The sequence below is a fragment of the Herminiimonas fonticola genome (genome assembly GCF_040395855.1).
GTDB classification, from domain to species: Bacteria; Pseudomonadota; Gammaproteobacteria; order Burkholderiales; family Burkholderiaceae_D; genus Oxalicibacterium; species Oxalicibacterium fonticola_A.
In genome coordinates, this window is sequence record NZ_JBEBPO010000067.1 from 1 (window position 1) to 13599 (window position 13599).

The window sequence follows — 13599 nt, forward strand, 5'->3', positions numbered from 1 at the left end:
ACTCTGCTGGGCGATGCGCAGCGCATGTTCAATCTGCCGGTGCTGGAGTCGCTGGAACAGAAAAAGAATATGACTTTTCATGAGGTCAAGCAGATCGGTGCCGATTTGCGTATCCTTGCCCGTTTCATCTAACTTATTTGCTCATCATGTTTACTGGAATCGTCGCCGCTATCGGCAAAATCACTGCAATTTCCCCACTCGGCGACCAGACTGCCGGGCATCGCCTGACGGTGGATGCCGGTGGCCTGCCGCTGGCCGATGTCGCACTGGGCGATTCGATCACATTGAATGGCGCCTGCATGACAGTGGTGGCAAAGACGGAGCGAGCATTCGAGGTCGACGTGTCGCGCGAGAGTTTGAATTGCACCGCGGGCCTGGATGCAATCGGCGAAGTCAATCTGGAAAAAGCGGTGACTTTATCCGAACGCCTGGGCGGGCATCTGGTATCCGGTCACGTCGACGGTTTGGGAGTCGTCAAGAAATTCGAGGCGGTAGGCGAGTCCTGGTTGCTGGCAGTCAATGCGCCGAAAGAGCTGGCGAAATTTATCGCCGTCAAGGGCTCCATCGTCATCAACGGCGTTTCGCTCACGGTTAACACCGTTGCAGATAATGCGGATGGCTGCGAGTTTTCCGTCAACCTGATTCCGCACACGGTGCAAGTCACGACGCTCAAGCATTTGAAAACCGGCAGCAAGGTCAATCTGGAAATCGACTTGATCGCGCGTTATGTAGAAAGAATGCTGTCAACGACAACCAACGCAGCAAAATAATAACCAGGGGAAGAAGTGTTGCATCGTCATCGATGCGGGCTCATTCCCCTGGCTTTTTTAAAACGGGATAGTGTCCCAGGTTTTGCTCAATTGCTGATCGTCAAGCCGACGTTGGCAGATCATTCAATATCGCCGAATGCAATGGCTGACACGACGACGTTCATCACGGTGTCTTCAAAGATACGTTTTCCTCTGTCGCTGCCAGCTGCGCCCGCAGCCACCATCAATGGCAGCAAATGATCAGGATGCGGTTGTACCTGCCGTGCATTCGGCGCTTCTTCCCAATGCTGCAGCAAAGTATTGCGCGCATCTTCATCCTGCGTCGCCATATTGGCCAACCAGTCGTCGAATTGTTGCGAAGCATCTTTGTATGCCGGGCTGAAGCCACGCATATTGTGAAAGCTCATGCCGCTGCCGATGATCAGCACACCTTCTTCGCGCAGTGCTTGCAGCGCCTGGCCGGCGCGTAGATGCGCGGCGGGATCCAGCCCTTTTTTCATCGACAACTGTACGACGGGAATATCTGCATCCGGATTCATTACTTTCAATGGAATGAAGACGCCGTGATCCCAACCGCGTTGTGCATCGAGGTGTGCCGGCAGGCCAGCTGCGACCAGCAAATTTTGCACGCGCGCGGCCAGTTCCGGTGCGCCTGGTGCCGGATAGGTCAATTCATAAGTGTGTGCAGGGAAGCCGTAATAATCGTAAATCAGTGATGGCTGCGGGTTGGCAGCGACAGTAAATTCTTCCTCTTCCCAGTGGCCGGAAATGATGAGTATCGCTTTCGGACGTGAGCCGACTGCGCCGACTACACCGCGCAAGAAATCTGCCATGCGATCCCACATATGCGCATCGCCCGGCCAGTCCATGAAAAAGCAGGGGCCGCCGCCATGCGGGATGAAGAGGGTGGGTAATTTTTTGCTGTCCATGTTGTTCTCCGTAATTTTTCTGTTCAAGCCAATGCTTGTGCCTGTCCTTCTTGTCCTGCCGTGATGCGTTCCTTGAACGCGCCTATGAATTCGCGATAGGCCGGTTGCAGCTTTTCAAACAAGGGATCCTTGCGATGCTTGAGCATCACTTCACCGAACAGCTTCATGCCTAATGTCAGCGCTGCAGCAGTATCGGCATCAGTCAGTTGCGCGGTCTGTACACGCTGGATGATGTTGAACAGATCATCGTGATTGCCGGCTTCAAACTGCACGGGTTTATGCAGATCGCTCGCCGCATGCTTGCCACCCAGGTATTCCAATGTGACGCGATAATTGTGTGCGCTCATGCGACTTCCTTTTCAGATGACTCCAGCAACAAGGAGAGTTTGTCAGTTACTCTGGCCCATTTTTCATGCTCCGCTAGCGCCGGTTTGGACATCGTGATGCGTTGCCAATCCGGATGAGCAGACAGGCTGCGATTCAATTCCAGAAAATGCGCCTGATCCGCCGCCAGCTCGCGATCGCCGACTATCGCGCCGACCGGGCATTCGGCAACGCACATAGAACAGTCTATGCATTCGTCCGGATTGATCACCAGAAAATTCGGCCCTTCCATGAAACAGTCCATAGGGCAGACCGTGACGCAATCCGTATATTTGCACTGGATGCACGGTTCCGTAACAACAAAAGTCATGCGTTCTCCTTTATACGCATCACTATATTCATATATTTATCATTGATAAATATGCTATTTTTATAAACATTGTCGTCATATTGTTGATAATGGATATACTCAATTGCATGAAAACCTTTGTTGCAGTGGTGGAGACCGAAAGCTTCACCGCCGCTGGCACGCGTCTGGATATCTCGAAAGCGCTGGTATCGAAGTACGTTGGCACATTGGAAGATCATCTCGGGACACGCTTGCTGAATCGCACTACGCGCCGCCTCAGCCTTACCGAATCCGGTCTGGCGTATTACGAACGTTGTCTGCAGATTCTGGCCGACGTGGATGAGGCGGAGCAGGTGGCGGCGCAGTCGGCGGCCATTCCGCGCGGTACCTTGAAGGTGGCGATGCCGGTTTCATTCGGCACCGTGCGCATTGCGCCGCTGTTGACCGAATACATGCGACGTTATCCCGAAGTCCGACTGGATATTGCATTGGCAGACCGACGTGTCGATCTGATCGAGGATGGTTACGATCTTGCGATCCGCGTCGGCAATCTGCCGGAGTCGGGTTTGATTGCCCGCAAGCTGGCAACCGACCGCATCGTCCTGTGTGCGTCGCCGGCGTATCTAAAAGCACACGGCGTGCCGCATATGCCCGAAGAACTGAAGCAGCATGCCTGCCTCAACTACAGTTATTCCAGCAGTGGCGACGAATGGGTTTTTGGTACCGGCAAAACGCGTGCAGCAGTGCACGTTGATGGCCCCATGCGTGCCAATAATGGCGACATGTTGCGCTTGGCCGCACTGGATGGCGCAGGTCTGATCTGGCAGCCGCATTTTATTGTCGTCGACGATTTGAAGGCAGGGCGGCTGGTGGAATTGATGAAGGAAAGAAGCAGCACGAAGCTGGGTATTTACGCGATCTATCCGAGTCGCAAGCATCTGTCGGCTAAAGTGCGCACCTTCGTTGATTATCTTGCGGCATGCATGGCTTGAGTGGTGTGCGAGATTTTGTGGTGATTGGCATATAAAAATATAGCGATAATAAAAAAGGCCGTTCCCTCATCAGGAACGGCCTTTTCATTTGATCGCTTCAAGTCAAAACGTGACTTGAAATCAGCGATTAACGTTCGCCGAATGGACGACGGGTTGCGCCGCCTGCATCGCTGGTACGCGGGCCTTTGTTGTAGCCGCCTTCGTTGCGTGTTGCATTCGGTTTGCTGAATGTACGCTGACCTGGTTTAGCCGAGTTGCCACGGTTGTCGCCTGGTTTCCAGCCGCCTGGCTTGTGATTCGAGCGTGGTGCCGAAGCGGTACGCTTAGGTTCAAAACCTTCGATTACCGAGACCGGAATCAATTGCTTGATGAAACGCTCGATGCGTTTGACGTTCATGCCTTCTGCATGATTGACCAGCGAAACCGCGATACCGTTACGACCGGCACGACCGGTACGACCGATACGATGCACGTAGTCTTCCGGGAATTTCGGCAGATCGTAGTTGAATACGTGGGTGATCGCAGGTACGTCGATACCGCGTGCGGCAACGTCGGTTGCAACCAGTACACGGATTTGACCGCGACGCAGGCCGTCGAGTGTACGGTTACGTGCACCTTGATGCATGTCGCCATGCAGCGCAGCAGCAGCGAAGCCGGCGATGTTCAGACGATCAGCGATCGTGTCTGCATCGCGTTTTGTCGCAGTGAAGACAACAGCCTGATCCATCGTTTCGTCACGCAGCAGATGATCGAGCAGGCGATTCTTGTGCGACAGATCGTCGACAAAGTGCACACCTTGCTTGATGTTTTCATGCTTGGTCGCGGAACCGGCGATCTGGATCACCAAAGGATCTTTGGTGATGCGTTTTGCCATGGTGCCGACGGTGCCGTCCAGTGTTGCCGAGAACAGCATGGTTTGGCGGCCTTCTGGTGTTGCTGCAACGATTTTTTCGATGTCATCGATAAAACCCATGTCCAGCATGCGATCGGCTTCGTCCAGCACCAAAATCTGCAGTTCCGAGAAATCGATCTTGCCCGACTCCATGTGGTCGATCAGACGACCTGGGGTAGCAACCAGAATTTCCGGGTTCTTTGCCAGCAATTGCATTTGTTTCGGGTAAGGCATGCCGCCCAGAATCGAGACAGCTTTGACACGTTTCATGAACGCGCCGTATTTGTCGGTCGATGTGGTGACTTGCAATGCGAGTTCGCGGGTTGGGGTCAACACCAGCATTTTCGGTTGTGCAGCTTTGAAGCGTGGGCGATCGCCGCGTGAGCGGGCCGATTGTGCTTCCTGATTTGGTGTTCTGCCAGCAGCTGGTTGTTGTTCATCAGCTTGAACTGCGAATTTGTGCAGGGCAGGCAGCATGAATGCAGCCGTCTTGCCGGAACCTGTTTGTGACGAAACCATCATGTCACGGCCTTCGATCGCGGCAGGAATCGCCTGTGCTTGCACGCCGGTAGGGGCGGTGTAGCCGGATTCAGTCAATGCCTTGATGATGGACGCGTGGAGACCTAGTGATTCAAATGTCATTATTTTCTTTCGTAAAATCAGCGCAACACCGAGCGATCACGGATTGTGTCCATGATGGCGTCTGGAAGTTGCGCAAAAATGCAAAGCCAACCAACGAAACAGAAACAGCTGTGAAAACTCTGAGAGATTTCGGCACAAAAGCTTTGCGCCGGGACGGTGTATAAATTTCAACACCTGAAGGCGGGGGGCTTTATCGTTAATGCTAACGGTTCGCAATGCTGCAAAAGTGCTTCGCCTGTTGCAAAGCACAGCGCGCATTGTAACGGATAGGGGCTCGGATGTCGAGGGCTTTCTGGCAAGGCGCAATGGGGGGCGATAATGCGCGCGTCTGGAATGACTGATGCAGCCTTGCAAAAAGTCGGGGCAAAAATGAAAAGCGGTGATGAAAAAACAGCACTAGTGCCTGATGCGCACTGCAAAAAACAATTTCTTTGCAGTGCGCGCTATCCAGGGCGCTTGTTTACTCTGCGTCAGGCGCGTACATCACGTGCGAAAAACCGCCATCGACATAAGTGATTTCGCTGGTGATGCCGGCGGACAGATCGGACAGCAAGAAGGCAGCGGTATTGCCGACATCTTCAATCGTCACATTGCGACGCAAAGGTGCGTGTGTGGCAACGATGCCGAGCAGCTTGCTGAAATCCTTGATGCCGCTGGCAGCCAGGGTCTTGATCGGGCCGGCGGAAATGCCGTTGACGCGCACCCCCTTGTTGCCCAGCGATTCAGCCATGTAACGCACGCTGGCTTCGAGCGAAGCCTTGGCCAGGCCCATCGTGTTGTAGTTCGGGGTGGCGCGCACCGAGCCGAGATAGCTCAGCGTCAGCAAGGCGGAGCCCGGTTTTAACAGTGGCAATGCCGCTTTGGCCATCGCCGGGAAGCTGTAGGCGGAGATGTCGTGCGCAATGCGGAAGGATTCGCGCGACAGGCCTTCCAGGAAATCGCCGGTGATCGCTTCGCGCGGCGCGAAACCGATTGAGTGCACCAAGCCATCGAGCTGACTCCAGGATTTGCCGAGGTCGGCAAACAATGCATTGATCTGTTCGTCGCTGCCGACGTCGCAATCGAAGATCAGTTCGCTATCGAATTCCTTGGCGAAGTCGGTAATGCGATCCTTGAAGCGATCGCCTACATAGGTGAATGCGAGCTCGGCGCCTTCGCGCTTGCAGGCGCTGGCGATACCGTATGCGATCGAGCGGTTCGATAACAAACCGGTGATGAGAATTTTTTTGCCTTGCAAGAATGCCATGAACGACTCCGGTAACTGTTCGGGAATGAATCAGGAATGGGCAAGATTGTAGGGGCTAGCTGGCGCGACAGCAAGATTTCTCATCATTCTGCAGGTTTTTAAGCGCGATTACCCTTGTCAGATGCTGTGTCGCAGGGGTGATTATGTAGAATAGCTGCAACATCGAATCATGCGTTGCCCTCAGGACGATATTTCTAGCTATCTTGCAGAGGCGAGACAGGATGGCACTCATCACCAACGACAGGCGAATGGCTAAATTACTCTTTTCTTTTTTGCTGGCCTGTATTCTTTCTCAGGGTAGTAACGCCTTTGCCGCACACGCTTTTTCGCTTTACGACACGCCGAAGTATCCGGCCGGTTTTACCCATTTCGATTATGTGAATCCCAATGCGCCGAAAGGTGGTGAGCTATTCCTCGCCAATCCGGACCGTCGCACCAGCTTCGACAAGTTCAATCCCTTTTCCATGAAAGGCGTCTCGGCGGCCGGGGTATCCAACCTGATGTTTGAAACGCTGGCGGTCGGTTCATCCGATGAGATTGCGACCATGTATGGCTTGCTGGCCGATGACATGGTGCTGGCGCCGGATCGCATGTCGATGACGTTCAGACTCAACCCCAAGGCACGCTTCAACAATGGCGATGCCGTGCTGGCCGCCGATGTCAAATATTCGTTCGACACCCTGATAGCCAAAGGGGCGCCGCAATTCAAATCCATCTTTGCCGAAGTCAAACAATGTGTGGTGCTCAACGAGCGCACCGTGCGTTTCGATTTCAAATCGCTGAATCATGAGCTGCCTCTGATCGTGGGCGGCGTGCCGGTGTTTTCACGCAAATGGGCCGCCGGCACCGATTTCGACCAGATCCAGTTGACGCCACCTATAGCCACCGGCCCGTATCTGATCGATCGCTACGATAGCGGGCGTTCGATCAGCTACAAACTGAACCCTGATTACTGGGGCGCAGATATTCCGGCGCGCAAGGGCATGTTCAATTTCGGCCGCATCAATTACCGTTTCTATAAAGACGATGTGGCGCGACTGGAAGCTTTCAAGGCTGGCGAATTCGATCTGGTGGTCGAATACAGCGCCAAGAATTGGGCGCGCAGTTACAAGGGACCGAAATTCAGCAGCGGTGAAATTATCAAGCGCGAATTGACGCATTCAAACGGCGCCGGCATGCAGGGTTTCGTGATGAATCTGCGGCGGCCGCAATTCCAGGATGTGCGCGTGCGGCGTGCACTCGATCTGGCGCTGGACTTTGAATGGATGAACCGGCAACTGTTCTTCGGCTCGTACAAGCGGATTTATTCTTTCTTCAATAACAGTCCGATGGCAGCGACCGGCCTGCCGTCGGCGGATGAACTCGCGTTGCTGGAACCGCTGCGCAGCAAACTCGATCCTGTGGTCTTCGGTCCGGCGCCGATTCCGCCGCGCACCGATCCGCCGCGTTCGCTGCGCGCCAATTTGCTCGAAGCGGTGGAGCTGTTCCGTCAGGCCGGCTGGACGTATCGCGATGGCGCCTTGCGCAATGACAAGGGCGAGCCCTTCGCATTCGAGATCATGGATGACCAATCGGCCCTGTCGCGCGTGATCAGTGTGTATGTACGCAATCTGCAAAAGCTGGGAATACAGGTGACGCAACGTACCGCCGATTACGCGCTGGTGCAGAAGCGCATGGAAGAATTCGATTTCGACATGACCAGCATCCGCTTTCCCGATGTCAGCAGCCCCGGCAATGAAATGTTCGATATGTTCGGCTCCAAGGCGGCCGATGAAAAAGGCTCGAACAATGCCTGGGGTTTGAAGGATGCTGCAGTGGACCGGCTGGTGGAAAAACTGGTGGCGGCAGACAGCCGGCGACAGCTGGTCGCTGCTGCGCGTGCGCTGGATCGCGTACTGCTGCACAAGCACATCGTCGTCACGCACTGGTATTCGTCCACGCATCGCGTTGCCTATCGCGATCGCTTCGGCATTCCGGCAACGGCGCCGCTTTACTATCAGGCCGATCCCTATGTGATTTCCAGCTGGTGGGAACAGAAAGCAAGATGAGGATACCGCGATGAATATCTGGTCTTACATAATCAAGCGCGCATTGCTGATGCTGCCGACCCTGCTGGGTGTGGTGGCGATCACATTTGCCGTGATCCAGTTTGTGCCGGGCGGCCCGGTCGAACAGGCTTTGATGGAGTTGAAAGGACAGGTCGGCGCAGGTGAAGCAACCGGCGGTGGTGCTTCGCAATACCGTGGACGGCAAGGCATAGACGCCGAGCGTGTGGCAGAAATCAAGGCGCTGTACGGTTTCGACAAGCCTGCGACTGAACGCTTCTGGCAAATGCTGAAAGGCTTTGCCACTTTCGATTTGGGCAAAAGTTTTTATCATCACAAGGATGTGTGGGAACTGGTGGTGTCCAAGTTGCCGGTCTCGATCACGATTGGTTTGTGGACGTTCTTCCTGACCTACTTTATTTCAGTGCCGCTTGGTATCGCGAAAGCGGTGCGCGAAGGCAGCCGCTTCGATTCGATCACCAGCATGATGGTGCTGGTCGGTTATTCGATTCCCGGATTTATCCTCGGCGTGTTCCTGCTGGTGATGTTCGGCGGCGGCAGCTTCGTCCAGTGGTTTCCCTTGCGCGGCCTGACCTCGGATAACTGGGAGCAGTTATCGCTGCTCGGCAAGGTGCTGGATTATCTGTGGCACATTGCCTTGCCTATTACTGCATCGGTAGCCGGATCGTTTGCGGTGATGACGATGTTGACCAAGAACACCTTTCTCGAAGAGATACGCAAGCAGTATGTGTTGACTGCGCGCGCCAAGGGTTTGAGCGAAAACACCGTGCTGTACAAGCATGTGTTCCGCAATGCGCTGATACCGCTGGTGACCGGTTTCCCCGCTGCTTTTATTGGCGCCTTCTTTGCCGGCAGCCTGCTGATTGAAACCCTGTTCTCGCTCGACGGCCTCGGTTTGCTGTCCTATGAATCGGTGATACGGCGCGATTATCCGGTGGTGATGGGTACCTTGTATCTGTTTACGCTGATCGGCCTGATCGTCAAATTGCTGGGCGACCTGTGTTACGTGTGGGCCGATCCGCGCCTGCAGTTTGAAAGTCTGAATCGATGAACGGCACAGTATCTTCCCCTGTACCGGTGGCGCAGTCGGTATCGCCGGCCCGGCGCGTCTGGCTGCGTTTCAAGAAAAACCGACGCGGTTACTGGAGCCTGATTATCTTCAGCATACTGGTGGTGATCAGCCTGCTGGCCGAGCTGGTGTCGAACGACAAGCCGCTGGTGGCGCGCTACAACGGCGAATTGGTATTCCCTATATTCACCACCTATTCGGAAAAAAAATTCGGCGGTGATTTTGAATCGCAGGCAGATTATCTCGACCCGTTCATACAGGAGCAGTTCAAAAAGAATGGCAACTGGGCGATTTATCCGCTCAACCGCTATCACTTCGATACGCTGAATTATTTCGCTGCCGCGCCGAATCCGGCACCACCTTCTGCCGAGAACTGGCTGGGCACCGACGACCGTGGCCGCGATGTGGTGGCGCGGCTGCTGTACGGTTTTCGCGTCTCGGTACTGTTCGGTCTGGCGTTGACGTTTACCGGCGTGTTGCTGGGATTGCTTACCGGTGCAGTTCAGGGTTACTTCGCCGGGAAAACCGATTTGTTCTTCCAGCGCTTCATGGAAATATGGGGCTCCATGCCGGAGCTTTATCTGCTGATCATCTTCGCTTCTATATTTCAACCCAGCGTCGGCCTGCTGCTGATTCTGCTCTCGCTGTTCGGCTGGATGGGCTTATCCGATTATGTGCGCGCGGATTTTTTGCGTAATCGCAATCTGGAATATGTACAGGCAGCACGTGCGCTGGGTTTGAGCAACGGTCAGATCATCTGGCGTCACATATTGCCGAACAGTCTGACGCCGGTGGTGACTTTCCTGCCGTTTCGCATGAGCGGTGCGATTCTGGCGCTGACCAGTCTGGACTTTCTCGGTCTTGGCGTGCCGGCTTCGACGGCCAGCCTGGGTGAATTGCTGGCGCAGGGAAAAAACAATCTCGATGCGTGGTGGATTGCCTTGTCCACGTTTGTCGTGCTGACGGTGATGCTGCTCTTGCTGACCAATATTGGCGATGCCTTGCGCAACTCGCTGGATGTGCGGAGGAAGGCATGAGTTTGCTGGATATTCAAAACCTGCAGGTTTCGTTCGATGCCGGCAAGGTCGTCAACGATGTCAGCTTCAGCATTGCTGCCGGCGAAAAATTCGCGCTGGTGGGTGAATCCGGTTCAGGCAAGACCGTCACCGCGTTGTCCATCCTGCGTTTGAATCAGGATGCCGCTTATGCCGGCAGCATACTGTTTGAAGGCCAGGACATTCTGCAAAGAAGCGAAGCTGCCATGCGTGCGGTACGCGGCAAGGATGTCGCGATGATTTTCCAGGAGCCGATGACGGCGCTCAATCCGCTGTTTACGATCGGTAACCAGATTGCTGAAGTATTGATGCTGCATGAAGGTATCAGCGCCAGAGCCGCCGCCTTGCGTGCGATCGAGCTGCTAGACAAAACCGGTATCCCGGAACCGCAGCGTCGCGCTATGTCGTATCCGCATCAGCTATCCGGCGGGCAGCGCCAGCGCGCGATGATCGCCATGGCGCTGGCGTGCAAGCCCAAGTTGCTGATTGCCGATGAGCCGACGACTGCACTGGATGTGACGATACAGGTGCAGATCGTTGAATTGCTGAATCAGTTACAGCGTGAAGAAAACATGGCAGTGCTGATGATTACGCACGACTTGAATCTGGTGCGCCATTTTGCCGATCGCGTGGGCGTGATGGAAAAGGGGTGTCTGGTTGAAGTGGCGGCAACCCGGGAGTTGTTTGCTGCGCCGCGCGAAACCTATACGAAAAAACTGCTGGCGAGCCAGCCGCAGCAATTGGTCAATACACTCAACGAAACGGCCGCGCCCTTGCTGAGTGCCGAGCATCTGCGCTGCACTTTCGATATCAAGCAAGGATGGTTCAAGACGACGCCATTTGTGGCGGTCGATGACGTCAGCGTGCAGGTGCGCCCCGGTGAAACCCTGGGCATCGTCGGTGAATCCGGCTCCGGAAAATCGACGCTGGGTCTGGCTTTGCTGCGACTCTCAAGCGCCAGGGTCAGCGGTGCGATTGCATTTGAGGGTAAGTCGTTGAATGCGATGCAAAGCGATGCCTTGCGGCCTTTGCGTGCGCGCATGCAAATCGTGTTTCAAGATCCGTTTGCTTCGCTGTCGCCACGCCGCACGATTGAACAGATCGTCGGTGAAGGTCTGGCCCTGCATCAGCCGCAACTCGGCACTGCCGGTATACGTCAGGCAGTAGCCGATGCTTTGCTGGAAGTCGGTTTGCCGCCCGAGATCATGACGCGCTATCCGCATGAATTTTCCGGCGGCCAGCGGCAGCGCATTGCGATTGCACGCGTGCTGGTGCTGAAGCCTGATCTGATTCTGCTGGATGAGCCTACTTCTTCACTCGATGTATCGGTACAGCAGCAGGTGTTGCAGTTGCTGCTGGAATTGCAGAAGAAATATGGCCTGGCCTATATTTTCATCAGTCACGATCTGGCGGTCATACGTGCGATGGCACATCGCGTCATCGTCATGAAAGACGGCAAGGTAGTGGAAAGCGGAATGACGCAGGCGGTGCTGTCGCAACCGGCAGAAGCCTATACGCAGCGATTGCTGGCAGCTTCCGTCTATGCGGCTGCGGATGAAGAAGCGACAGCAGTGCAAGCCTGACGCAATTTCCTTATTTGATGATGCTGCGGGTTGATTGGACGGCGACTATGCTGTCTTTGCTGGAACGGTTGTTGCCGGCTTTTGCCGTAACTGTTTTTGATCTGGTGACGTTACTTGCCTGCTTGCGGCTTGATGCGGCAGGCTTGGCTTTGCTGGCAGTGCGGAAGGGTACATGCAGTTCCAGCTTCTGGCCATGTGCCAGTTTGTCACCGCGCAAATTGTTCCAGTTCTTGATTTGCGCAATCGTTACCTTGTAACGGTTGGCGATCGAGGTAAAGCTGTCCTGCTTCTTGACTGTCACATGGATGCGTTTTGATTCCGGCGCATCGGGCGCCATCGCCAGCGTCGCGTTATCTGCGACTTCTTGCGTAATGTCTTTTTGCGCTGCACCCTCTATACGTGGCACCAATATCGTCGAACCGGCCTTCAGCACCATTTTCGGCGGGATATTGTTGACTTCGCGGATGACCTGCGGCGTCGTATGGAATCTGGCGGCGACGGTTTCAATCCGCTCACGCGCATTGGTGATTTTGTGCGCGGTCCATGAGGACAGGGCGTGTCCCCATTTGGCCAGATTCGTCTTGAATTTTTCGGCATTGCCTTGCGGCAGAAGAATTTGCGTATTGCTGCTGCCGGTAATGACAGGGCGATTGAATTGCGGATTCAGCGCCTTGAATTCTTCCATCGGTAATTCCGCCAGCTGCGCGGCGAGTTTGACGTCGATGTCGCGGGTTTTTGCCACGCTGACAAAATAAGGCTGGTTATCGACCTTCAGCAAACTGATGCCATATGCATCCGGTGTGGCGATGATGTTTTTGACGGCTTGCAACTTCGGCACGTAGTTCTTCGTTTCTGCCGGCATGTAGGCAGACAGGCTGTTGAAATCCGTTCCTACGCCTGCGGCTTCGGCTTTCTTGATGGCACGCTGCACTGAACCTTCGCCCCAGTTATAGGCAGCCAACGCGAGTTGCCAGTCGCCGAACATGCCGTACAGACGTTGCAGATAAGTCAGTGCAGCGTCAGTCGATGCCAGCACACTGCGACGTTCGTCCTTGAACATGTTTTGTTTCAGGTTGAAATCGCGGCCGGTGGAAGGAATGAATTGCCACATGCCGGCGGCTTTGGCGGTCGAGTAGGCTTGCGGGTTGAATGCGGACTCGATGAAAGGCAGCAATGCCAGCTCGGTCGGCATGCCGCGTTTTTCCAGTTCCTCGACGACGTGATACAGATACAGCGATGCGCGTTTGGTGGTGCGGCCGATGTAGTCGGGTCGCGAGCTGTACCAGACAGTCTGGTTGATCACCAGTTGATTGTCGACCAGATCCGGAATTGCAAAGCCCTTGCGTATGCGGGCCCACACATCCATATCGCTGGAAACGACAAATTCGCTCAGCGGATCGTTGGCAAGGTTGGGGTTGTCCTGCAAGGCGGCATCCTGTGCCCAGCTGCTGTACGAATACGGTAGCGACAGGTCGCTGGCAGCGTGGGAGATACTGGAAATGCCCAGCAGGAAAATACTGGCAGAAACAAGTTTGAACGGTGCTTTAAAATCGGATCTAGACATGGGGTCTCGCAAATTGACCGACCCATGATCAGCCGGTTGAAAAGAATAATTGTCGAGTGTAAGTAATGCGCATTTTGCGCGTCAAGACAATTTACACAAGGATTGTTGCCTGACATCG

12 protein-coding genes and 1 pseudogene are annotated in these 13599 nt (G+C 54.7%); 7 read left to right on the forward strand and 6 right to left on the reverse strand.

The window, feature by feature from the left end:
- A pseudogene (locus ABWP27_RS09250) lies at positions 1-132 on the forward strand (bifunctional diaminohydroxyphosphoribosylaminopyrimidine deaminase/5-amino-6-(5-phosphoribosylamino)uracil reductase RibD); the annotation flags it as partial.
- Positions 133-146: 14 nt separating this feature from the next.
- A complete protein-coding gene (locus ABWP27_RS09255; RefSeq protein WP_353155888.1) occupies positions 147-770 on the forward strand; it encodes a riboflavin synthase in 624 nt (207 codons plus the stop codon).
- Between the two features lie 119 nt (positions 771-889).
- On the opposite strand, the gene ABWP27_RS09260 is transcribed toward ABWP27_RS09255, so the two are convergent.
- The 3 genes from ABWP27_RS09260 to fdxA are packed head-to-tail and all read right to left on the reverse strand — an operon-like array spanning position 890 to position 2393.
- Positions 890-1699 carry a DODA-type extradiol aromatic ring-opening family dioxygenase gene (locus ABWP27_RS09260; protein WP_353155890.1) on the reverse strand — a complete coding sequence of 270 codons (810 nt, stop codon included), beginning with the start codon at positions 1697-1699 and terminating at the stop codon, positions 890-892.
- A gap of 23 nt (positions 1700-1722) precedes the next feature.
- Complete coding sequence (locus ABWP27_RS09265; RefSeq protein WP_353155891.1) at positions 1723-2046, reverse strand: DUF3861 domain-containing protein; 324 nt, start codon at positions 2044-2046, stop codon at positions 1723-1725.
- Positions 2043-2393, reverse strand: coding sequence for a ferredoxin FdxA (fdxA, locus tag ABWP27_RS09270; RefSeq protein ID WP_353155893.1), 351 nt, complete (start codon positions 2391-2393; stop codon positions 2043-2045). Before fdxA ends, ABWP27_RS09265 begins: the two co-directional genes overlap by 4 nt.
- Positions 2394-2500: 107 nt before the next feature.
- On the opposite strand from fdxA, the gene ABWP27_RS09275 reads away from it, so the two are divergent.
- On the forward strand, positions 2501-3364 hold the full coding sequence (locus ABWP27_RS09275; RefSeq protein WP_353155895.1) for a LysR family transcriptional regulator: 864 nt from the start codon (positions 2501-2503) through the stop codon (positions 3362-3364).
- 127 nt (positions 3365-3491) lie between these two features.
- Here the strand turns inward: ABWP27_RS09275 and ABWP27_RS09280 are convergent, their stop codons facing one another.
- Entirely contained in the window at positions 3492-4898 is a 1407-nt protein-coding gene (locus ABWP27_RS09280; protein WP_353155896.1) for a DEAD/DEAH box helicase, read from the reverse strand.
- A gap of 460 nt (positions 4899-5358) precedes the next feature.
- Positions 5359-6144, reverse strand: a complete 786-nt coding sequence (gene fabI, locus ABWP27_RS09285) for an enoyl-ACP reductase FabI (protein WP_353155898.1) — start codon at positions 6142-6144, stop codon at positions 5359-5361.
- A 248-nt stretch (positions 6145-6392) separates the two neighbouring features.
- On the opposite strand from fabI, the gene ABWP27_RS09290 reads away from it, so the two are divergent.
- The 4 genes from ABWP27_RS09290 to ABWP27_RS09305 are packed head-to-tail and all read left to right on the forward strand — an operon-like array spanning position 6393 to position 11917.
- Positions 6393-8192, forward strand: a complete 1800-nt coding sequence (locus tag ABWP27_RS09290; protein WP_353155900.1) for an extracellular solute-binding protein — start codon at positions 6393-6395, stop codon at positions 8190-8192.
- Between the two features lie 10 nt (positions 8193-8202).
- Positions 8203-9261, forward strand: coding sequence for a microcin C ABC transporter permease YejB (locus ABWP27_RS09295; RefSeq protein ID WP_353155902.1), 1059 nt, complete (start codon positions 8203-8205; stop codon positions 9259-9261).
- Positions 9258-10316, forward strand: a complete 1059-nt coding sequence (locus ABWP27_RS09300; protein WP_353155903.1) for an ABC transporter permease — start codon at positions 9258-9260, stop codon at positions 10314-10316. The genes ABWP27_RS09295 and ABWP27_RS09300 overlap by 4 nt, the downstream gene beginning before the upstream one ends.
- Positions 10313-11917 (forward strand): ABC transporter ATP-binding protein, encoded by a 1605-nt coding sequence (locus ABWP27_RS09305; RefSeq protein ID WP_353155905.1) that lies wholly within the window; start codon positions 10313-10315, stop codon positions 11915-11917. The genes ABWP27_RS09300 and ABWP27_RS09305 overlap by 4 nt, the downstream gene beginning before the upstream one ends.
- A gap of 10 nt (positions 11918-11927) precedes the next feature.
- Here ABWP27_RS09305 and ABWP27_RS09310 read toward each other — a convergent pair whose 3' ends face one another.
- Entirely contained in the window at positions 11928-13481 is a 1554-nt protein-coding gene (locus tag ABWP27_RS09310) for a transglycosylase SLT domain-containing protein (RefSeq protein ID WP_353155907.1), read from the reverse strand.
- Positions 13482-13599 lie beyond the last annotated feature (118 nt).